The organism is Fundidesulfovibrio agrisoli (assembly GCF_022808715.1).
GTDB lineage: Bacteria > Desulfobacterota > Desulfovibrionia > Desulfovibrionales > Desulfovibrionaceae > Fundidesulfovibrio > Fundidesulfovibrio agrisoli.
This window is the reverse complement of the sequence record NZ_JAKZKX010000020.1, coordinates 33,493-54,967: the sequence shown is the minus strand read 5'-3', so window position 1 is coordinate 54,967 and position 21,475 is coordinate 33,493. Positions and strand designations below refer to the sequence as shown.

Here is a 21,475-nt window from a genome sequence, read left to right as displayed (position 1 = left end):
CTCTGTGTTTTTCATTTGAAATATTCACGCACCAACTCCGCTCGCTTGCCATCAACTGACATTCCTTGCATCTTATTTCGCACGAATGACTCATCAATATACATTGGATTCTTCAAATCATCGAGGATAACTCGAGCAGAATGCGCGTCAACCATGGTTAAAGCATTTACGAGACACTCTGCATTTTTCTCAAATATCCCCTCCTCCATCACGTGCATGAATGCTTCCGTTACTTCAGCATTCCCCTCGACCTGTTTTGCCAGCACAAGAAAACCTGCAGTATCTTCAGCATTTGTACACGCTACAGCCTCTTTTGCCACGCGATTAAATATCAGCCAGAATCCGCTGTAATCTTCACTGTATAATTTGCTGAAATTATCGGCGAGAAACTGGGCATCTGCTTCGTAGCCGCAATACTGTCCAGAAGCATGCACGGGGAAGACATCATGCGAAAAGATGAAGAGCAGAACCGCCAAGCAGATGAGGCAACTCGTTTTCATCAGAGACTCCCATTGCGCGGACATGGTGTTCGATGAATACTAACAGTGCCGGTTTTCGTTCGATGCGACCTCGATAATCTGACGGCACGCCTACCCGCCGCAAATCTCCCTGTACACTCCCAAAACAGCCTCGAACATCGCCTCCGGCGCGAACCTCGTGCGCACGGCCTCCAGCCCGGCAGCTCCCATTGCCTGCCAGCGCGCCTCGTCCGCGTCGATCTCCAGGATGGCCCGCGCCAGCGCCCCGGCATCCCCGGGCGGCACGGTCAGCCCCGTGACCCCGTGCTCATTCACCAGGGGCACGCCCGACCCGGCGATCCGCGTGGAGACCACGGGCCTGCTGCAAGCCATGGCCTCCAACTGGACCATGCCGAACATCTCGGCGCGCGTCACCGAGGGCAGGCAGAACACGCGGCTGAAGGCGAAGTGCGCCGACAGCTCCTCTTGCTCCACACGGCCCAGCAGCACGGCCCGGCCCTCCAGCCCCTTGGCCTGAATGCGCGCCTCCAGCTCCCTCTTGAGCGGCCCTGTGCCGCCGATGAGCGCCACCCACTCGGGCGGCAGCAACGCGGCGGCGTCCACCAGGTGCTCGAACCCCTTGTAGGAGATGAGCCGCCCCAGGGCGAACACGGCCTTGCGGCCCGGGAAGCGCGCCCGCAGGCGGGCCAGGGCGGCCTTATCCAGCAATTCGGGCGCGAAGGGCCCGGCCTCCATGCAGAAGGGGATGATGTGGGCCCTGGGGGCGAAGGCTTTTGCGTACTCCGAATCCTCGATGTGGGCGCGGGTGGCCCCGATCACCGCATCGGCGCGGCGGGCCAGCCAGTCGCCCAGCATAAGCCTGTATATCTTATTGAAGTATTTCTGGCGTATCACGTCGCTGTGCCAGTGCACCACCACCTTGGCGCGCGGGTTGACCAGGCGCAGGGCCAGGGCGGCCAGGGGGTTGGGGCAGTGCAGGTGCAGCACGTCGTAGGCCGGGGCCAGTTCGGCCAGCAGGCGCACGTAGCGCCGCGAGACGGGCGTGGAGGCCGCCACCAGGGGCGTGGCCGCGCGGTACACGGTGTGGCCCTCCAACTCCTCGCGGAGCTCGGGCATGTCCCCCCGGGGCTGGGCGCAGAGCACGTCGCTGCGCGCGCCCAGGGCGGTGAGCCCCCGGGCCAGCTGGCTGGTGACCGTCTCGATCCCGCCTTCCACAGGCGGATAATATTTACCCAGGTGCAGGACGCGCATCAGCGGGGGGCGGAGAGCCGCTCCAGGGTGGAGACCACGGTGCGCCGAAGCTGCTCCACGCGGCGCAGGGTGTAGTCGGACTGGGTGTCGTCGGTGAGGTTCTTCACCAGCCAGAGCACGCCCATGGCCGCGCCGCCCTTGCTGATGAGCGGCAGCTCCACCTTGAGCAGCGACCGCTCGGTGAGGAATTCGCGCTTGTCGCGGTCCAGGTCGGCGCGCTGCCACTCGAACACCCTCGGGCAGGAGACCGGGCCGCAGGCGCTCCCGGCCATGTCGTGCGGGGCCAGGGGGGCCATCCCGGTCTTGGGGGCCGCCTCCTGTGTGAGCATCATCTCGCCCAGGTCGAACCCGAGCTGCTCCAGGGCCTCGCAGACGTTCTCCCACATGGTGGGCAGGTCCGGGGCCTGGGAAATCTCGATCTGCATGTTCAGGAAGGTGCGCCGCCCCTGGCTGACCCCGGCCACGTCGGAGATGTCGCGAATCCAGCCGAAGACCTTGTCCACCGCGAAATAGCTGAAGTACCCGGCCTTGCGCACGAACAGGATCAGCGCCCCGCCGAGCAGCAGGATGAACAGGCCAGCGGGCACGTCGCGCATGTTCACGATGAGCACGGCCATCACGGCCAGGAAGGCCGTGACCCCGTAGAGGAAGACCACGGCCTTGCGCTGGGACCAGCCCTTGGCGATCAGGTTGTGGTGCACGTGCTGGCGGTCCGGCTCGAACATCTTCTTGCCGCGCACGAAGCGGCGCAGGGGCGAGGTCAGGGTGTCCAAGAGGGGCACGCCGAAGGCCAGGATGGGCATGAGGATGGTGGCGCCCACCTGCGACTTGGAGGAGGACAGAATGGAGAGCGCCGCCACCATGTAGCCCAGGAAGTAGCTGCCTCCGTCGCCCAGGAAGATGGTGGCCGGGTTGAAGTTGTAGCGCAGAAAGCCCAGCGCCCCGCCGCCCAGGGCCGCGAAGAGCATGGCGGGCAAGGGGTCCGCGCGCATGGTGGCCAGCACCACCTGCACCGCGCAGACGAAGAAGGCCACGCCCGCGGCCAGGCCGTCCAGGCCGTCGATCAAGTTGATGGCGTTGATGAACAGCACGAACCAGAACACCGTGAGCCCGTAGGAGAGCACGTCCTGGTTCAGGTGCAGGGAGAACATCTCCCCCATGCTGAAGGACTCGATGCGCACCCCGCCGAAGAAGCAGATGCTGGCCGCCGCGATCTGGGCCAGGAACTTGAGCTTGGCGGGCAGGGGCCTGCGGTCGTCCACGAAGCCCACCAGGAAGATGAACAGCCCGCCCGCGTACACGGCCAGCATCTGGCCGCGCGGGATGAGCCTGCCCGTGCCGTGGAAATCCGCGAAGGCGGCCAGGGCCACCGCCGCGAAGAAGGAGAGCACCAGGGCCAGCCCGCCGCAGCGCGGGATGGGCTGGGTGTGCACCTTGCGGCCCTGGGGGGCGTCCATGAAGCCGAAGGCGCGCCCGAAGCGGGCCGCCAGCGGGGTGGCCAGGAGCGCCGTGGCCAGGCCCACGGCGAAAACCCCGGCGATCCAGCGCAGCATCAGAAGGCCCGCCTCACGAAGGTGTAGAGGGACTTGAGCAGGCTCGCCAGGCCCTTGCGCCGGACCATCTCGGCCATGATGGAGAAGCTCTGGCCGGGCTCAAGGAGGTACTTGAGCACCTTCTTGCGCGCCACCCGGCGGGAGAACTCCGCGTACCAGCGGTCGATGTCCTCGGCGGAGAGGCCGGGGTAGCTGATGATGGAGGAGCCCATGCCGTCGAAGCGGGAGAGGTCCGTGGTGGTGAGGTAGCCGTTCTCCTGCGCCCACTTGTACATGGGCGTGCCCGGATACGGCACCGCCTTGGAGACCTGGGCCGTATCCACCTCGATCTCCTCCATGTAGGCCATGGACTTGCGGATGGTCTCCTCGGTCTCGCCGGGCAGGCCCAGGCAGAAGGTGGCGTGGGTGCGGATGCCCAGCTCCTTGCACCATTTGGCCACCTGCTTGGCCTTCTCCAGGTCCAGGGGCTTGCCGATGGTCTTCAGGATGGACTGCTCGGCCGACTCCACGCCGAACTTCATGCCGATGCACCCGGCCTTGGCCATGGCCGCGAGCATCTCGCGGTCCACGAACATGGCGTCGCCCATGACGGTCCAGGGCACCTTGAGGCCCCGTCGGGTGATCTCCTCGCAGATTTCCATCACGTGGGGCTTGCGCACCACGAAGCTCTGGTCGTCGAAGTAGAACTGGCGCGCCCCGAAGCGCTCCTGGCAGTACTGCATCTCGTCCACCACGGATTTGGCCGAGCGGGCGCGGTACTTGGGGGAGGCGTACATCACGTGCCTCTCCTGGCAGTAGACGCAGCCGCAGGGGCAGCCCCGGCTGGAGAGGATGTTGATGCAGGGGCTGTAGAGCGTGAAGTCGGGGTAGATGGTGGCCGGGAAATCGTCGCGGTCCGGGAAGGGCAGCTCGTCCAGGTCGGCCAGCAGGGGGCGGGCCTCGTTGACCACCACGCCTTCGGGGCCCTTCCAGGCCAGGCCCAGCACGCCGGAGACGTCGCCGCCGTCCATGAGCGCCAGCACCAGGTCGCGCACGGCCAGCTCGTATTCGCCGCGCACGGCGAAATCGAGGCAGTCGTTTTCGGCCAGCAGCTCCTTGTGGGTCACGGTGGCGTAGTTGCCGCAGACCACCACCTTGCAGCCCGTGGCGGCCTTGACCTGGGTCAGGAAGGCCAGGTCGTCCGCCAGGGTGAGGGAGGCCAGCTCCACCACCAGCAGGCCGGGCTTGCGGGCCACGATCTCCTTCAGCAGCTCGTCGCCGGTGAGGTCCAGCACGACGCCGTCCAGGCCCCGGGCGTCGGCCTTGGTGTCGCGCTTGAGCACGGCCAGGGTGTAGGCCAGCCAGAAGGGGAAGGGATAGTAGTCCACCGAGCGGGACTTGCCGATGGTCATGGGCCAGCGCGAGCCCGCCTTGATGAAGTGTTTCACCGATCCGTCGGCTTCCACCTTGACGCCGGCCAGGTTGGCCACGAGAACATTCATATGGTATATTTACGGGATGGGTTGATGTTGGAATGATTTGGGTTGCCAGGGCTCACAGCCCTGGATATGCACAACAGCCAGCCGCTTCTATCCCAAAAAAACGCGAACGCCAATGCGCCACAGCCCCCTCATTTTGCACGACGCCTTCGCCTTCCCCGGCGGGGGGGAGAAGGTCGCCCAGTGCCTGGCCGAACTGACCGGCGGCATCCTCTGGACCGCGCAGTTCAACGCCCAGGCCTTCCCCGAGGGCTTCTTCAAGGACCGCCCGCCCATGGACATGCGCGCCCGGGAACGCTTTCCCGACCTGGCCCGCTGGTCCGAGACGGCGTGCTTCTGGCGCACCTTCGCCGAATTTCCCGCCAGCGCGCCGCCCTACTCCCTGTTCAGCGGCTCCCTGGCCCCGCTGGCGTACAAGCGCATCGCGGGCAAGAAGATCCTCTACTGCCACACGCCCCCGCGCATCCTCTACGACCAGCGCGACTTCTACCTGCGCGGCAAGCAGCCGCTCAAGCGCCAGGCCTACGCGGCCTTCCTCTGGGCCTTCGAGCGGGCCTACGCCAAGGCCGCCCGGGCCATGGACGTGATCGTGGCCAACTCCCAGAACGTGGCCCACCGGCTGGGGAGCTTCCTCCAGTTGGACTCCGTGGTGGTGCCGCCGCCGGTGCGCACGGCCGACTTCCCCTGGATCGCCCAGGAGGATTTCTACCTCTCCACCGCCCGGGTGGACCGGCTCAAGCGGGTGGAGGTCATCGCCGAGGCCTTCCTCGGCATGCCGGAGAAGCGCCTCGTCATCGTCTCGGGCGGCAGCGAACTGGAGAAGGTGCGGGCCATGTGCGCCGAGGCCGTAAACATCGAGGTGCGCGGCTGGGTCAGCCCCGCGGAGCTGCGCCGCCTGACCGGGACCTGTCTTGCCACCATCTACATCCCCCGCGACGAGGACTTCGGCATCTCCCCGGTGGAGTCCATGGCCGCGGGCAAGCCCGTGATCGGCGTGGCCGAGGGCGGCCTGCTGGAGACCGTGCGGGAAGGCCGCACCGGCATCCTGCTGCGGGCCAACCCCAGCGCGGAAGACGTTGCCCGGGCCGTGGCCCAGATGACCCCGGAGCTGGCCCTCTCCATGCGCCAGGCCTGCGAGGAGCGCGCGAAGCTGTTCGACGAGGCCGCCTTCCGGGAGAAGATGGCCACGGTGATCGCGGACGTCACGCGCTGACAGGGATATTTGCCGGATGAAGCCTTGTATGTTTGCCCCGTTTCAGACGCGGTGAACCGCGCTGGGTCCAGCCGTGGCCTCCGCGCCGCCGAAGCGGCGATGTTCTTCAAATACAGCGGCGTTTCGGCGGCGCGGAGGCCACGGCTGGAGCCGGGACAAACGGGAGAGCCTCCGGCCGCATCAAGCACCATCAAGGAGCCCCCGTGGCCCGCAAGCTCAAAGTCATCGTCAACGCGGTGCCCCTGACCGGGGTCAACACCGGCATCGGGCGCTACCTGCGCTGCCTCTGCGCGCACATCGAGAGCCGCCACGGCTCCGAGGTCTCTCTCTCCTATTTCGACGGGCGGCGCGTGCTGCCCTCCATGCCCGCCCCGGCGGCCAGCGTGGCCGGGCGCTCCCGTCTGACGAAACTCCTGTGGAGCCTGCCCCCGGCCGCCGCCCTGGCCGCGCGCCTGGCCGTGCACGCCCGGCGCGAATGGGCCTTCTACAACGCGGCCAAGGGCTTCGACGTCTACCACGAGGCCGCCTTCTTCCCCTTCCTGGCCCCCCGTGGGGTGAAGACCGTGTTCACCGTGCACGACCTCTCCCTCATCCGCTACCCGCAGCACCACCCCCGGGAGCGCGTGCTGTTCTCCAACCTGTTCTTCCGCCGCCGCCTGATGCGCGTCTCCCGCTATCTGGCCGTGTCCCGCTTCACCCGGCGCGAGATGCGCGATGTGCTGGGCATCCCGGAGGACATGGTGGACATCACCTACAACGCCGTAGACCCGGAGTTCTTCCGCCCCCGCTCCGGCGAATCAAGCGTTCCCGGCCTGGCCCCGGGCGAGAGGTACTTCTTCTTCCTGGGCACCAACGATCCGCGCAAGAACCCGCAGGTGATCCCCAAGGCCCTGGCGCAAAGCGGCCTGGACATCCCCCTGGTGCTGGCCGGCTGGAGCGGCTGGGCGTCCGACGCCGCCGGGCGCGGCCGGGTGATCGAACTGGGCTACGTGCCGGACGAGGCCCTGCCCGGGCTCTACTCCGACGCGCTGGCCCTGGTGTACCCCAGCATGTACGAGGGCTTCGGCCTGCCCGTGCTTGAGGCCATGGCCTGCGGCTGCCCCGTGATAACCGCCGACGCCGCCAGCCTGCCCGAGGTGGGCGGCGAGGCCTGCCTGTACCTGAAAAACCCCTCCGACCCCGGCGAAATGGCCCAGGCCATGCGGCGCCTCGCCCACGAACGCGAGCTCTGCGAAGCGATGCGCCTGCGCGGGCTGGAGCAGGCCGCGCAGTTCCGCTGGGGTGACTCCGCCGATGCCGCCGTGGCCGCATATTTCAAATCGGCAACTTGACGAACCCTTCTTTTTCTCTCACCATTTTTTCAACCCGGCCGTATTCAGGGTATGAACTCTCTTCACACGGAGTGTTATTCATGAGCATCAAGTGGAAAATCCTGCTCACGGCCATTGTCGGCCCCCTGGTCCTCGCAGCCGCCATGTTCGTCCAGGAGATGCTCTCCATCTCCGAGTCGTCCGAACAGGCCATCCTGCAGGAGGCACGAGGCATAGTCTATATGGCCGAGGCCGGGCGCACGGAGATGTCGCGCAAACTTGAGCGCGGAATTATAATGCCTCTGGATCAGCTTCCCAAAGATCGTTTGCTCGAAGCCGTGCCCGTCATAACGGCCATCACCATGGCGCAGGAGAACGCCTCCAAGCTGGGCTACCAGTTCCGGGTGCCAAAAGTCTCTCCGCGCAACCCCAGGAACGAGCCCACCGAGCAGGAGCGCAAGATCCTGGCCGAGCTCGAATCCAGGAAACTTGATGAATATGTGGTCAGGGAGCCCGACAAGATCCGCTACTTCCGGCCCATTCGCCTGACCCAGGAGTGCCTCTACTGCCACGGCGACACCAAGGGCGAGAAGGACCCCCTGGGCGGCGTGAAGGAAGGCTGGAAGGCCGGCGAGGTTCACGGCGCGTTCGAGATCATCTCCTCCCTGGAACGCAGCCACAAGCAGACCATGCAGGCGGCCGTGTACACCGGCGTCATCACCCTGCTGCTGCTTGGCGCCGTGGTGGCCGTGGCCTGGTGGCTGGTGAGCAGCGGCATCCTACGCCCCCTGACGCACATCCAGGAGTTCGCCGAGACCGTGGCCGGGGGCGACCTGAACGCGCAGCCCAAGGGCGCGTTCACCGCCGAACTGCTCACCCTCAAGAACGCCCTCTCCTCCATGGTGGGCCGGCTGCACGAGAAGATGGACGAGGCCGTGAACAAGACCGCCGAAGCGGAGCGGCAGAAGAAGAACGCCGAGCAGGCCATGCAGGAGGCCCAGGCCCAGGAGGCCAAGGTCACCGGGCTGCTCGCCACCATGTCCACCGTGGCCCAGGAATCCTCCGAGATCGCCCGGCAGGTGGCCCTGGCCTCCGAGGCGCTCTCCGCCCAGGTGGAGGAGGTCAACAAGGGCGCGGAGATCCAGAACCAGCGCACCGAGGAGACCGCCACCTCCATGGAGGAGATGAACGCCACCGTGCTGGAGGTGGCCCGCAACTCCTCCGCCGCGGCCGAGGCCGCCGAGCAGGCCCGCACCGAGGCCCGCAGCGGCGAGGCCATCGTGGCCAAGTCCATGTCCTCCTTCCAGGAGGTCAGCGACAACGCCCAGAAGCTCAAGCAGCAGATGGCCGCCCTGGGCAAGCAGACCGAGGACATCAGCCGCATCCTGGACGTGATCTCCGACATCGCAGACCAGACCAACCTCCTGGCCCTCAACGCCGCCATCGAGGCCGCCCGCGCGGGCGACGCGGGGCGCGGCTTCGCGGTCGTGGCCGACGAAGTGCGCAAGCTGGCCGAGAAGACCATGAACGCCACCAAGGAGGTGGGCGAGGTCATCGGAGCCATCCAGACCGGGGCGAGAGAGAACATCAAGAGCGTGGAGGCGGCCGGCGAGTCCATCGACCTGGCCACCGGCCTGGCCAAGCAGTCCGGCGAGGCCCTGCGCCACATCGTGGAGCTGGTCAACCACACCTCGGACCAGGTGCGCTCCATCGCCACCGCCGCCGAGGAGCAGTCCGCCGCCAGCGAGGAGATCAACCGCGCCGTGGACGACATTCGCCGCGTCACCTCCGAGACCACGGACGGCATGGGCCACTCGGCCCGGGCCGTGGCCGACCTGGCGGTGCTGGCCCAGAAGCTCCAGAAGCTCATCGACGCCATCCAGCACTAGGCGCGCGTCAACGCGAAAAACACGGCGGCCCGGGCTTGCGTCCGGGCCGCCTTTGCTTTTATGGAACGGCCCATGAAAGACGAACGCGGCATCTTCTACTATCCGGCCCCGCAGAACCACCGCATCCACATGTACGTCCGCGAGAGCTTCGGCTCCGTGGAGTTCCGCATGTACAACGCCGACTACCCCGAAGTCTGGGAGCGCCACGGCTGGATCCCCTACGAGGAGATCGAGCTGGCCGCCGAGGAGTACAAGCGCCGCGGCCGCAACGCGGACCCCATGCTGCTCTACGACCTGGACGTGGCCAAGCGGCTCATCACGGACGAAGGGCCGGGACTCTCCGCCGCCTCGCCCGGTACCTCGCATTGAGCCTGAACCGGCCCGACGTCCGGGTATTCGGCCAGGTACGCCTCGGCGAGCCCGACGGCGTCGTGCGTCTCGCGGCAACGCTGCCCGACGACGCCGCCAGCGTGGACGGCCACACCCTGGAGATCGAGTTCCAGGGCTTCTACATCGACGTGGAGCCCTTCCTGGAGCTCGCGGCGCAGCTCATGCGCCCCGGCGACTCCGGGCACCTGGACCACTTCGACGACGAGCACGGGGTGCTCACCCGCTACGACCTGCGCCCCGGCGCGCACGAAGGCAAATCCCACCGCTACGACGACATTTTGGAGCACACCAAGAACGAGGGGAACCGTTAGCCCTTCGCCCCGGCCTCGAATAATTCAGGCGGGGGAGGCTGCATCAGCCTCCCCCGCCTTCAATTTTTCGCGCACGCCTCGACGCTCGCGCCCCAAATAATTCCCGATCTGAACGCGAAGCCGGAAGGGAGTCCAGAGGGCCGAAGGCCCTTTGGCCGCCGGAGGCCTCAGCACACCATCAATCGGAAACGGAAGAGATCGCCTCCGGCGGGCAAAGGGAGTTCCTCTCTTTGCGATCCCATTCCGCTTCGCGTCGTGCCCGACAGCCTTGCGTTCGGCGGGCTAGCCCAGCACAAACAGGTCCACCAGCACCCCCACGAACAGCGAGGCGGCCACCACGCCGTTGATGGTGAAGAAGGCCATGTCGATGCGGCTCAGGTCGTTCTCCGAGATGAGCCTGTGCTCCACCCAGAGCAGCGCGCCCGTGGCCAGCAGGAACCCGAAGTAGCCCCAGCCCAGGGCCGCGCCCCAGCCCGCCAGGGCGAAGAGCAGCACCGCGTTGCCGTGCAGCAGCCCGGCCATGCTCAGGGCGTTGCCCACGCCGAAGCGGGCGGGCATGGACCACAGGCCGTGCTTGCGGTCGAAATCCACATCCTGGCAGGAATAGAGCACGTCGAACCCGGCCACCCAGCAGCTCACGCCCAGCCCGAACAGGGCCATGGGCAGGCTGAACTGCGGGGTCACGGCCAGCCACCCGGCCATGGGTGCCAGGCCCAGCACGGAGCCCAGCACCAGGTGGCACATCCAGGTGAAGCGCTTGGTGAAGCTGTAGAACCCCGACCAGATCAGCGCAAACGGGGCCAGGGCCAGGCACAGGGGGTTCATGCCCCAGCAGGCGGCCACGAACACGGCCGCGCAGGCGCACACGAACGCCCAGCCCTCGGTGACGCCAAGCGCCCCGCGCACCAGCTCGCGCCCCTGGGTGCGGGGGTTGTGGCGGTCGTAGCGCAGGTCCAGCAGGCGGTTCACGCCCATGGCCCAGGAGCGCACCGCCACCATGGCCACGGTGAGCAGCAGGAAGGGCTTGAGGCCCGGCCAGCCGCGCTTGGCCAGGAACAGGCCCACGTAGGCGAAGGGCAGCGCGAACACCGAGTGCTCGATCTTGACCAGCCCGGCGTAGACCTTGGCCCGGGCGAGCACCGTGTCCAGGCCGGGCAGCGCGGCGGCGAAGCGTTTGAGCGCGGTCATCGGCCTACTCGCCCAGGCGCACGACGCCGTAGTTCTTCTTGCCCTTGCGCACCAGCAGCAGTTCGCCGCCGATGAAGTCCTCGGCGGGGAAGGCGTAGCCCTCGGCCACCTTGGCGTTGCCCACGTACACGGCCCCGGCGGCGAGATCCTTCCTGGCCTGGGACTTGGAGGCGCACAGCCCAAGCTCCGTGAGCAGGGTCACCAGGTCGGGGATGGCCTCCTTGGAGGCGTAGGCCTTGCCCGGGGCGGACTCCAGCGCGGCCTTGAGCGTGCCCAGGGCCACGCCCTCCAGGCCGCCCTTGCCGAAGAGGAATTCGCTGGTCTTGACCACGCTGTCGGCCTCGTCCTTGCCGTGGACCATGGTGGTCATCACGTGGGCCAGGGTGCGCTGGGCCTCGCGCAGGTGCGGGCGCTCGGCCACGGCCTGGGCCAGGGCCTCGATCTCCTCCCGGGGGAGGAAGGTGAAATACTTGAGGTAGGGCACAACGTCGCGGTCGTCGGCGTTCATCCAGTACTGGAAGAAGGCGTAGGGGCTGGTCATGCCGGGGTCGAGGTAGATGGCCCCCTTCTCGCTCTTGCCGAACTTGGCCCCGGAGGCCGTGGTGATGAGCGGGAAGGTCATGGCGTAGGCGTCCTGCCCGCCCTTGCGCCGGATGAGCTCGAGCCCGGCGGTGATGTTGCCGAACTGGTCGCCGCCGCCGATCTGCAGGGTGGTGCCGCTGGCCTGGCGCAGGTGGTAGAAGTCGTAGGCCTGCAGGATCATGTAGCTGAATTCGGTGTAGGAGATGCCGGACTCCTCGCGGTCGATGCGGCCCTTCACCGAGTCCTTGGCCAGCATGTAGTTGACCGTGAAGTGCTTGCCCACGTCGCGCAGCAGGTCGATGGCGGAGAGCTTGCTGGTCCAGTCCAGGTTGTTGACCACGTCGATGGAGGCGTTGTTGTCCTCGAACAGCTTCAGGATCTGGGCCTTGATGCGCTCGGCCTGGGCCGCCACCTGATCGGCCGAGGTGAGCTGGCGCTCCTTGTCCTTGCCGCTGGGATCGCCGATGAGGCCCGTGGCGCCGCCAAGCAGGGCGATGGGCTTGTGCCCGGCCAGCCCGAAGCGCATCAGCGCCAGCAGGGGCACCATGTTGCCGATGTGCAGGCTGCTGGCCGTGGGGTCGAACCCGCAGTACATGGAGCGCCCGGGGGCGGAAAGGTGCTCGCGCAGCTCGTCCGCGCCGGAGGTCTGGTGCACGAGGCCGCGCCAGGACAGATCGTCGAAAATGTTCACGCTATTCTCCTTGCCAGGGCCGCACGGAAAGGGCGCGGCCCGTGGTGTGATCGATGTCGCAGAGTGCGCCTTCCAGGCGTGCGGGGCCCTTGGCCACCTCGAAGCGCACGGGCAGGCGGTTCATGAAGCGGCCCACGATGCCACGCGCCTCCATGCCGATGATGGAGTCCATGGGCCCGCACATGCCCACGTCGGTCAAGTAGGCCGTGCCCCCGGGGAGGACGCGCGGGTCGTTGGTCTGCACGTGGGTGTGGGTGCCGAGCACGGCGCTGACGCGACCGTCCAGATGGTAGCCCATGGCCTTCTTTTCGGAGGTGGCCTCGGCGTGGAAGTCCACAACGCGCACCTTCACGTCCTGCGGCAGGGTCGCCAGCAGGGCCTCGGCGCGGGCGAAGGGGCAGTCCACGGCCTCCATGTAGGTGCGGCCCAGCAGGTTGAGCACCGCGAAGGGCACGCCCGAGGCCGTGTGAAATACGCCCAGGCCGTTGCCGGGAGCGCCTTCCGGGTAGTTGGCCGGGCGCAGCAGGCGATCGGTCTCGCCGAAAAAGTTGTAGATGTCCTTGTGCTTCCAGATGTGGTTGCCGCTGGTGAGGGCCTCCACGGGCAGAGCGAGCAGCTCTTTGGCGGCCTTGGAATTGAGGCCGATGCCCCCGGAGGCGTTCTCGGCGTTGGCCAGAAGCGCGTCCAGCTCCAGGGTGCGGCGCAGGCGCGCCGCGCTGTCGGACAGGGCCTTGCGCCCGGAGCGGCCGACGATGTCGCCGAGGAAGAGCAGCTTCATTGGTCCGGGTGCGGTTGATGGTGGCCGGGGGGCCCGGGGGGGCATGGCCCCGCGCGGGCGTAAACAAGGCGCCCGGAGCCGTAACGGCTCCGGGCGCGTCCCTTGATGAGAGGCTATTTCGCGAAGCCCACCGCGCGGCGCTCGCGGATGACCGTGACGCGGATCTGGCCCGGGTAGGTCAGGTTGTCCTCGATCTTCTTGGCGATGTCCTTGCAGATCAGGTGCGTCTTGTCGTCGTCCACGGCGTCGGAGTCCACCACCACGCGGATCTCGCGGCCGGCCTGGATGGCGTAGGCCTTGGAGACGCCCTCGAAGTCGGTGGCGATGTTCTCCAGGTCCTCCAGGCGCTTCACGTAGCTGGAGAGCAGCTCCTTGCGCGCGCCGGGGCGGGCGCCGGAGAGGCTGTCCGAGGCCTGCACCAGGATGGCGTACACCGTCTTGGGGGGCACGTCCTCGTGGTGGGCCTGGATGGCGTGGGTGATGTCCTTGGATTCGCCGAACTTCTTGGCCAGGTCGTAGCCGATGACGGCGTGGGGGCCTTCGATCTCGTGGTCCACGGCCTTGCCGATGTCGTGCAGCAGCCCGGCGCGCTTGGCCTTCTTGACGTCCAGGCCCAGCTCGGAGGCCATGATCCCGCAGAGGGAGGCCACCTCCAGCGAGTGCTGGAGCACGTTCTGGGAGTAGCTGGTGCGGTAGTGCAGCTGGCCCAGGAGCTTGACGATCTCGGGGTGGATGCCGTGCACGCCCACGTCGAAGGTGGCCTGCTCGCCCAGCTCGCGCAGCTTGACGTCGAACTCCTGCTCGCACTTCTTGACGATGTCCTCGATGCGCGCGGGGTGGATGCGCCCGTCGGTGATCAGGCGCTCCAGGGCCATCTTGGCGATCTGGCGGCGGATGGGGGAGAAGGCCGAGAGGATGACCGTCTCGGGGGTGTCGTCGATGATGAGGTCGACCCCGGTGGCGGCTTCGAGGGCGCGGATGTTCCGGCCCTCGCGGCCGATGATGCGGCCCTTCATCTCCTCGCTGGGCAGGGCCACGGCGGTGACGGTCTGCTCCGAGACATAGTCGCCGGCGTAGCGCTGGATGGCCAGAGCCAGGATCTCCTTGCTCTTCTTGCCGGCCTCTTCCTTGGCTTCGGTCTCGATCTGGCGGATCATCCGAGCCGCCTCGTGGCGGGTGCGGCTTTCCATGTCGGCCATGAGGACCTTGCGGGCCTCCTCGGCGGTCATGCCGGAAATTTCCTGGAGCTTGCGCTCCTGCTCCTGGACGCCCTCTTCGAGGCGGGCCTCTTTCTCCTCCAGGGTCTTCTCCTGCTGGGTCAGGCGCTTCTCCTGGGAGAGCAGGTCCGACTCCTTCTGGGTGGCCTTCTCAAGCTTGGATTCGAGCTTGTCCAGCTTCTCCTGCAGGGAGGACTCCTTGCGCAGGATCTGGCTTTCGCGCTCCTTCACCTCGCGCTCGTGCTCGAGCTTCTGCTTGTAGAGATCGTCCTGGGTCTGGAGGATGATCTCCTTCTTGTGCGCCTGGGCCTCCTTGCGGGCCTCCTCAAGGATGCGCTCGGCAAGGGTTTTGGCCTCGGCGAAAGTTTTCGTGGTGATCATGCGGTTGAGCAGCCAACCGCCTGCCGCACCTGCGGCCAAACCGCCCACTCCGATGAGGAGTACGCTGAAGTCCATAGAATGACTCCTTTATTGTGTCACGGACCGTGGTCCGATAGTGCGCGCCCAAACCGGGCGCGCCCTCAGGGGTGCGAGAGTGCGCTGAACGCTATGGACCTCAGTTTACTGAGGAGGGGCGAGGCGGAGGGGGGACGAATACGCCGTTCGGAAACGGCGGTGTGGCCGAAGCCCCGGAGAGCCGTGTCGAAGAGGGGTTATGAACCTTGCTGAGCAAGGTGGGCGACACTGCGCTGCCATCAGGCTCCCCGCGTTGCGGGTCTGCGCACAGGCAGCCTCGGAGCGTCACCCGTTTTGTGAGTATCGGCTCAAAAACCCATCAACGATCACGCACACTCCAGGGAAATATCAATTACGAAGCCGGTTGTTTCAGGTCCGGCACTTTTATCCTGTTCAGAATCTTGTCGAGCTTCTCTTCCATCTCTGCAAGCTTCTGGTTGGCCATGATCAAATCGTCCGCCAGGCCCAAGGCCACAAACGTCAGCAGTTTTTCCTTGCTCAGGTTCTTATTGGCCGGATTGAGCAACCTGAAGCGATCTTCAACCAACATCTTGGCTTGTTCAACGCGTTCCGGCTCCGCGTCGGTCTTGAAGGAAAGTTCAAGACCAATGACAACCTTGCTGTAACTAGGCATCGGGTTTCAACTCAGATCGGCTCCTCTTGCAACTTCCTGAGCAGCTGATCCACCCGGGACAACACCGCGTCCTTCTTCTGGCGTTCCTGGTCCAGGGCCTCTTTCATCGAGGCATTATCCCTTTCCATCGCGGCCTTGAGCTCCCTGTTTTCTTCTTCGAGAGCTTTGAGGCGGCTCACCAGTTGCGCGATGCGCTCTTCTAAGGTGTCGATGATGTCCATGCCCGACTCCTATCCGGTTTGACAGGCGAAATCAAGCCAGGCTTAACGCTGCTTGTTCACCTGGCGGCCCCGCGCCAGCGCGAGCCCGCCGTCCGGCACATCCATAGTAATCACTGATCCCGCGCCCACAAGGGCGTTCTCGCCGACAGTCACCGGGGCCACCAGCGCGGTGTTGCTGCCGATGAATGCGCCCGCCTTGACCACGGTCTTGAATTTGTTCTTGCCGTCGTAGTTGCAGGTGATGGTGCCAGCGCCCACGTTGACCCCTGGGCCGATCTCGGCGTCGCCCAGGTAGGTGAGGTGGCTGGCCTTGGCTCCAGCGCCAAGCTCCGCCTTCTTCATCTCCACGAAGTTGCCCACGCGCGAATCCTCGCGCAGCACGGCCCCGGGGCGAAGGCGCGCGTACGGCCCGGCCTGGCTGTCCTGGTCCATCTGGGCGGATTCCGCGTGGGAGAAGGCGCGCAGCACGCAGCGAGGCCCGACGCGGCTGTTCTTCACGAAGCAGTGCGGCTCCACCACGGCCCCGGCCTGCACAACCGTATCGCCCAGGAGGTCGCACGGCCCGCAGATCTCGCAGCCTGGGGCCAGGGTCACATGGGGGCCTATGCGCACGCTGCCGGGCTGGCGGATGACCACGCCCCTGTCCAGCCAGCTATCGACGATGCGCCTGCGCAGGGCCTCCTCGGCCTCGATCAGCTCGCGGGCGTTGTTGATGCCCAGCAGATTGGCGTCGCGGCCCCGGCAAACGGCCTGGACCTTGCCCCCGTTCTTGGCCACCAGTTCGGCCAGGTCGGTGATGTAGAATTCGCCGCTGCGGTTGGCGTTGGAGAGCGAGAACAGCACGTGCTCAACCGTGGCCACGCGCAGCAGGTAGACGCCCGCGTTGATCTCCCCGGTGGCGGGGCCGTGCACGGCCTCGTCGTAGTCCTTGGCTTCAACGATGGCCGCATGGCCGGAGGCGTGACGCACCACCCGCCCGTAGGCCCCGGCGACTGAGAGCTGGATGGTCAGGAAGGCCACGTCGGCCTGGTCGGCGCAGGCCCTGGCCACGAAGCCGTCCAGGTCTTCGCTGGTGGCAAGGGGCACGTCGCCGTTGACCACCAGGACGTATTCATACCCGGCGGCGGTGATGTCGTTCCAGGCGCATTGCAGGGCGTGGCCCGTGCCGAGCTGCCGCTCCTGCAGCACGAAGCGCCCCTCCAGCTGTGGGAAAGCCTTGCGGACCGATTCGGCGCGGAAGCCGACCACGACGTGAATTCGGTCATCGAAACCCGGCTTGAGGCTGTCCAGGACGTAGCCCAGCATGTGCTCGCCCAGCAGGGTGCGCAACACCTTGGGCTCCTCCGAGTACATGCGGGTGCCCTTTCCCGCGGCCAGCACCAGGGCTCCAACTGTTGGGGTCATCGTGTTCCTCGCGTTCTCGTGATGTAGGCGTGGTGTGTCACAGCCCGTGCCAGGATTCAAGCCCGGCCAGAGTCCGCCAACGAAAAAGGCAGGCTGGAGAACCAGCCTGCCTTCATCGTCTTGCAGTTCCCTCAACCCGTCGCCGGGCGGGGGGACATGGAAGCTAGCGCGAGCAGGTGCCCGCGGTCTGGGCCGCGGTGCGGCAGCTCATCCTCGCCAGCGCGCGCTGCAGAGCAGCGTTGACGCGGGCGTCGTCGATGGCTTCCTGTTGTTTGACTTTGCGGGTCCGCGCACGCTCTTCAGCGCGGCGGGCGCGTTCAACGTCGATCTCCTCGGCCTTTTCGGCCACTTCGGCCAGGACAGTAACCTTGTTCCCGCTGACCTCGGCGAAACCGCCAGCAACGAAGACATAGAAGGTCTTGCCGTCTACGTTGTAGTGCAGGTTGCCGATGCCCAGGGCGGAAAGGAAGGGTACGTGGCCGGCCAGCACGCCGAACTCGCCGAGCACACCGGGAGCGCCGACGTACTCGACGTCGGAGGACACGACCAAGCGGTCCGGCGTGACGATTTCAAGGCGGAGTTCTTTGGCCATGGCTTACTAGATCTCCTTGGCTTTGGAAGCGGCTTCCTCGATGGTGCCGACCATGTAGAAGGCGCCTTCGGGGAGGTCGTCGTGCTTGCCCTCGATGATCTCCTTGAAGCCGCGGATGGTGTCCTCGAGCTTCACGTAACGGCCTTCCTTGCCGGTGAACTGGGCGGCGACGAAGAAGGGCTGAGACAGGAAGCGCTGGATCTTACGAGCGCGGCTGACGGTCAGCTTGTCTTCGTCGGAGAGCTCGTCCATGCCCAGGATCGCGATGATGTCCTGCAGGTCCTTGTACTTCTGGAGGATCTGCTGGACCGCGCGGGCGGTGAAGTAGTGCTCGTTGCCCAGGACCAGGGGGTCCAGGATGCGGGACGTGGAGTCGAGGGGGTCCACCGCGGGGTAGATGCCCAGCTCCGCGATCTGGCGCGAGAGAACCAGGGTGCCGTCCAGGTGCGAGAACGTGGTGGCCGGCGCGGGGTCGGTCAAGTCGTCCGCGGGGACGTACACGGCCTGCACCGAGGTGATGGAACCCTTGGTGGTGGAGGTGATGCGCTCCTGCAGGGCGCCAAGGTCGGTGCCGAGAGTGGGCTGGTAACCCACCGCGGAGGGCATGCGGCCGAGCAGAGCCGAAACTTCCGAGTTCGCCTGGGTGAAACGGAAGATGTTGTCGACGAAGAGCAGCACGTCCTGGCCTTCGGCGTCACGGAAGTATTCCGCGACGGTCAGGGCGGTCAGCGCGACGCGGGCGCGGGCGCCCGGGGGCTCGTTCATCTGGCCGTAAACCAATGCGGCTTTGTCCAGAATGCCGGCTTCCTTGAACTCGTGGTAAAGGTCGTTGCCCTCACGGGTGCGCTCGCCAACGCCCGCGAACACGGACAGGCCGCCGTGGTGCTTCGCGATGTTGTTGATCATCTCCATGAGAATAACGGTCTTGCCGACGCCGGCGCCGCCGAAGAGGCCCATCTTGCCGCCCTTGGGGAAGGGAATCAGCAGGTCCACGACCTTGATGCCGGTCTCGAGCACTTCGACCTTGGTGGAGAGCTCGACGAACGCGGGGGCGGTCCTGTGGATGGGCAGGAACTCGGTGGCCTCGATGGGGCCCATTTCGTCCACGGGCAGGCCCACGACGTTCATGATGCGGCCCAGGGGGGCGCGGCCGACCGGAGCCTGAATGGGCTTGCCGGTGTCTTCGCCCACCATGCCGCGCACCAGACCGTCGGTGGCGTCCATGGCGATGGTGCGGACCACGTTGTTGCCCAGGTGCTGGGCGACTTCGAGCACGAGGTCCTTCGCGTTGATGTTGTTTTCATTCACCAAATGAATGGCGTTCATGATGGCGGGGAGCTGGCCCTCGGGAAATTCGAGGTCAACCACCGCGCCGATGACTTGCACGATTTTGCCTTTGACACCGCTCATGATAGTATCGCCCCCTTTATCCTTTGAGCGCTTCGGTTCCGCCGACGATGTCCATCAACTCTTTGGTGATGCTCGCCTGCCGGGCCTTGTTGTAAACCAGTGTCAGGGTGCCCACCATATCGTCGCAGTTCCTCGTGGCGTTATCCATTGCCCGCATACGAGCCGCGTGTTCGGACGCGGAGGTGTCGAGCATGCCGCGATAGATCTGGACGTTGACGAACCGGGGCAGCAATTCGGCCAGAAGGCCTTCCACCGAAGGTTCGTAGAGGTACTCTTGCTTGGGCCCAGCCGATTCGGCGGCGGGTTCGTCGCCGGCGGCCATGGGCAGGAGCGTCAGAGCCGTGGGCTCCTGCCTGGGGATGGAGATGAACTTGCCGAAGACCAGCTCGACCTCGTCGAAGTCGCCCTTGATGTAGCCGCTGATGATCTCCATGCCCAGCTTCAGGGCCACGGAGTAATCGAAGGAGCCCATCTGGTCGCCGAAGGCGGCCACGATTTCGTAGGGGCTCTTGCGCACGGCGTCACGGCCTTTCTTGCCCATGCAGACGAACTTAACCGTCTTGCCCTGGGCGGCCTTCTCCTTGGCGAGCTTCAAGGACATCGAGATCAGGCTGCCGTTGAAGGAGCCGCACAAACCGCGGTCGGAGGTAACCAAGACGATCAGGGTCGTCTTGATCTCCTCGCGAACCTCCAGCAAGGGGTGCACGGACGAATCCGCCCCGCTCGCCAGGCTCCCGAGCATCTCGTAGAACTTGTCCGCGTAGGGGCGGAAGCGTTCTATGCGCGCCTGGGAGTTGCGCAGTTTGGCCGAGGCCACCATATTCATGGCCTTCGTGATCTGCTTGGTCTTCTTGACCGCAGCGATCTTTAATTGGACGTCTTTCAGGGATGGCATGTGTTGTGCTCCCCTGACTTAGCCTTCGGCCCTGAAGCCCTTTTTGAACTCGTCAATGGCGGCGCCCAGGGTGGCGGTCAGGCTGTCGTCCAGGGCCTTCTTCTCGCGGATGTCCTTGAGGATGGAAGCCTTGGAGTTGCGCATGTAGTCGAGGAACTGCTCCTCGAACTTGCGAACGGCGCCCACTTCGACATCGTCGAGGTAGCCGCGGCCGGCGGCGAAGATAACCGAGACCTGCTCTTCAACCGGCAGGGGCTGGTACTGGGGCTGCTTGAGCAGCTCCACCATGCGCATGCCGCGGTTGAGCTTCTGCTGGGTGGCCTTGTCCAGGTCGGAGCCGAACTGCGCGAAGGCGGCCAGCTCGCGGTACTGGGCCAGGTCGAGGCGCAGCGTGCCGGCGACCTGCTTCATGGCCTTGATCTGGGCGGCGCCGCCGACGCGGGAGACCGACAGACCGACGTTCACCGCGGGGCGGATGCCGGCGTTGAACAGGTTGGGCTCCAGGTACACCTGGCCGTCCGTGATCGAGATCACGTTGGTGGGGATGTACGCGGACACGTCGCCAGCCTGGGTCTCGATGATCGGCAGCGCGGTCAGGGAGCCGGCGCCACGATCGTCGGACAGCTTCGCCGCACGCTCCAGCAGGCGGGAGTGCAGGTAGAAGACGTCGCCGGGGAAGGCTTCGCGGCCCGGCGGGCGGCGGAGCAGCAGGGACATCTGGCGGTAGGCCACGGCCTGCTTGGACAGGTCATCATAGATGATGAGGGCGTGCTTGCCGGAGTCGCGGTAGTACTCGGCCATGGTGCAGCCGGCGTAGGCGCCGATGAACTGCAGGGGCGCGGGCTCGGAAGCCGTGGCGGAGATGACGGTGGTGTACTCCATGGCGCCGTACTTGCGCAGGGTGTCGACCACCAGGGCCACGGTGGACTTCTTCTGGCCGATGGCCACGTAGAAGCACTTCACGTCGCCGCCCTTCTGGGCGAGGATGGCGTCCAGGCAGACGGCGGTCTTGCCGACCTGACGGTCGCCGATGATCAGCTCGCGCTGGCCGCGGCCGATGGGCGTCATGGCGTCGATGGCCTTGATGCCGGTGGCCATGGGCTCATGGACCGACTTGCGGCCGATGATGCCGGGGGCCTTGATTTCGACCTCGCGGTACTCCTTGGAGGCGATGGGGCCCAGGCCGTCGATGGGGTTGCCCAGGGGGTCGATGACGCGGCCGGACACGGCCTCGCCGACGGGCACGGAGAAGATCTTGCCGGTGCGCTTGACCGGGTCGCCTTCCTTGATGTGGGTGTCTTCGCCGAGAAGGGCGACGCCCACGTTGTCCTCTTCCAGGTTCAGCACCAGACCCATGATGCCTCCGGGGAACTCCAGAAGCTCCATGGCCATCGCGCTCTGACAGCCGTACACGCGGGCGATGCCGTCACCCACGGAGAGCACGGTGCCGGTTTCGCTCATCTCCACGCGAGATTCATAATTCTGAATCTGCTGTTCGATGATTTTGCTGATCTCTTCGGCTTTGATCTGCAT

At 66.0% G+C, this 21,475-nt stretch carries 20 protein-coding genes and 1 other RNA gene; 5 read left to right on the top strand and 16 right to left on the bottom strand.

Annotated elements, in window-relative coordinates; genetic code table 11:
* Window positions 1-11 precede the first annotated feature (11 nt).
* The 4 genes from MLE27_RS13770 to MLE27_RS13755 form a co-directional block, all read right to left on the bottom strand.
* Complete coding sequence (locus tag MLE27_RS13770) at window positions 12-500, bottom strand: hypothetical protein (RefSeq protein WP_243312665.1); 489 nt, start codon at window positions 498-500, stop codon at window positions 12-14.
* 90 nt (window positions 501-590) lie between these two features.
* Window positions 591-1,730, bottom strand: coding sequence for a glycosyltransferase (locus tag MLE27_RS13765; protein ID WP_243312664.1), 1,140 nt, complete (start codon window positions 1,728-1,730; stop codon window positions 591-593).
* Window positions 1,730-3,283 carry a glycosyltransferase family 4 protein gene (locus MLE27_RS13760; protein ID WP_243312663.1) on the bottom strand — a complete coding sequence of 518 codons (1,554 nt, stop codon included), beginning with the start codon at window positions 3,281-3,283 and terminating at the stop codon, window positions 1,730-1,732. Before MLE27_RS13760 ends, MLE27_RS13765 begins: the two co-directional genes overlap by 1 nt.
* On the bottom strand, window positions 3,283-4,764 hold the full coding sequence (locus MLE27_RS13755) for a B12-binding domain-containing radical SAM protein (RefSeq protein WP_243312662.1): 1,482 nt from the start codon (window positions 4,762-4,764) through the stop codon (window positions 3,283-3,285). Before MLE27_RS13755 ends, MLE27_RS13760 begins: the two co-directional genes overlap by 1 nt.
* Before the next feature lie 112 nt (window positions 4,765-4,876).
* Between MLE27_RS13755 and MLE27_RS13750 the strand changes: the two genes are divergently transcribed.
* From MLE27_RS13750 to MLE27_RS13730, 5 genes are all read left to right on the top strand, one after another.
* Window positions 4,877-5,974 (top strand): glycosyltransferase, encoded by a 1,098-nt coding sequence (locus tag MLE27_RS13750; RefSeq protein WP_243312661.1) that lies wholly within the window; start codon window positions 4,877-4,879, stop codon window positions 5,972-5,974.
* A 203-nt stretch (window positions 5,975-6,177) separates the two neighbouring features.
* A complete protein-coding gene (locus MLE27_RS13745) occupies window positions 6,178-7,305 on the top strand; it encodes a glycosyltransferase family 4 protein (protein WP_243312660.1) in 1,128 nt (375 codons plus the stop codon).
* 80 nt (window positions 7,306-7,385) lie between these two features.
* A complete protein-coding gene (locus MLE27_RS13740) occupies window positions 7,386-9,173 on the top strand; it encodes a methyl-accepting chemotaxis protein (protein WP_243312659.1) in 1,788 nt (595 codons plus the stop codon).
* Window positions 9,174-9,245: 72 nt separating this feature from the next.
* Window positions 9,246-9,542, top strand: coding sequence for a hypothetical protein (locus tag MLE27_RS13735; protein ID WP_243312658.1), 297 nt, complete (start codon window positions 9,246-9,248; stop codon window positions 9,540-9,542).
* Window positions 9,539-9,874: a hypothetical protein gene (locus tag MLE27_RS13730; RefSeq protein WP_243312657.1), complete on the top strand. Its 336-nt coding sequence runs from the start codon at window positions 9,539-9,541 to the stop codon at window positions 9,872-9,874. The genes MLE27_RS13735 and MLE27_RS13730 overlap by 4 nt, the downstream gene beginning before the upstream one ends.
* A 282-nt stretch (window positions 9,875-10,156) precedes the next feature.
* Here MLE27_RS13730 and MLE27_RS13725 read toward each other — a convergent pair whose 3' ends face one another.
* The 12 genes from MLE27_RS13725 to atpA all read right to left on the bottom strand — a co-directional run bounded on the left by MLE27_RS13725 (window position 10,157) and on the right by atpA (window position 21,475).
* Window positions 10,157-11,062 (bottom strand): 4-hydroxybenzoate octaprenyltransferase, encoded by a 906-nt coding sequence (locus tag MLE27_RS13725; RefSeq protein ID WP_243312656.1) that lies wholly within the window; start codon window positions 11,060-11,062, stop codon window positions 10,157-10,159.
* 4 nt (window positions 11,063-11,066) lie between these two features.
* Window positions 11,067-12,335 (bottom strand): tyrosine--tRNA ligase, encoded by a 1,269-nt coding sequence (gene tyrS / locus MLE27_RS13720; protein WP_243312655.1) that lies wholly within the window; start codon window positions 12,333-12,335, stop codon window positions 11,067-11,069.
* A gap of 1 nt (window position 12,336) precedes the next feature.
* A complete protein-coding gene (locus tag MLE27_RS13715) occupies window positions 12,337-13,113 on the bottom strand; it encodes a TIGR00282 family metallophosphoesterase (protein WP_243312654.1) in 777 nt (258 codons plus the stop codon).
* A 113-nt stretch (window positions 13,114-13,226) separates the two neighbouring features.
* On the bottom strand, window positions 13,227-14,786 hold the full coding sequence (gene rny, locus MLE27_RS13710; RefSeq protein ID WP_243312653.1) for a ribonuclease Y: 1,560 nt from the start codon (window positions 14,784-14,786) through the stop codon (window positions 13,227-13,229).
* A gap of 166 nt (window positions 14,787-14,952) precedes the next feature.
* Window positions 14,953-15,133: non-coding RNA, 6S RNA (gene ssrS, locus MLE27_RS13705), on the bottom strand.
* Window positions 15,134-15,138: 5 nt separating this feature from the next.
* On the bottom strand, window positions 15,139-15,420 hold the full coding sequence (locus MLE27_RS13700) for a cell division protein ZapA (protein WP_243312652.1): 282 nt from the start codon (window positions 15,418-15,420) through the stop codon (window positions 15,139-15,141).
* A gap of 11 nt (window positions 15,421-15,431) precedes the next feature.
* The gene (locus MLE27_RS13695; RefSeq protein ID WP_243312651.1) at window positions 15,432-15,641 is read right to left on the bottom strand and encodes a cell division protein ZapB; all 210 of its coding nucleotides are present in this window, start codon (window positions 15,639-15,641) and stop codon (window positions 15,432-15,434) included.
* A gap of 42 nt (window positions 15,642-15,683) precedes the next feature.
* Window positions 15,684-17,045: a bifunctional UDP-N-acetylglucosamine diphosphorylase/glucosamine-1-phosphate N-acetyltransferase GlmU gene (gene glmU / locus MLE27_RS13690; protein WP_243312650.1), complete on the bottom strand. Its 1,362-nt coding sequence runs from the start codon at window positions 17,043-17,045 to the stop codon at window positions 15,684-15,686.
* A 163-nt stretch (window positions 17,046-17,208) separates the two neighbouring features.
* On the bottom strand, window positions 17,209-17,637 hold the full coding sequence (locus MLE27_RS13685) for a F0F1 ATP synthase subunit epsilon (RefSeq protein ID WP_243312649.1): 429 nt from the start codon (window positions 17,635-17,637) through the stop codon (window positions 17,209-17,211).
* Between the two features lie 6 nt (window positions 17,638-17,643).
* On the bottom strand, window positions 17,644-19,047 hold the full coding sequence (gene atpD / locus MLE27_RS13680; protein WP_243312648.1) for a F0F1 ATP synthase subunit beta: 1,404 nt from the start codon (window positions 19,045-19,047) through the stop codon (window positions 17,644-17,646).
* Between the two features lie 16 nt (window positions 19,048-19,063).
* Window positions 19,064-19,942 (bottom strand): F0F1 ATP synthase subunit gamma, encoded by an 879-nt coding sequence (locus MLE27_RS13675; protein WP_243312647.1) that lies wholly within the window; start codon window positions 19,940-19,942, stop codon window positions 19,064-19,066.
* 18 nt (window positions 19,943-19,960) lie between these two features.
* Window positions 19,961-21,475 (bottom strand): F0F1 ATP synthase subunit alpha, encoded by a 1,515-nt coding sequence (gene atpA, locus MLE27_RS13670; protein WP_243312646.1) that lies wholly within the window; start codon window positions 21,473-21,475, stop codon window positions 19,961-19,963.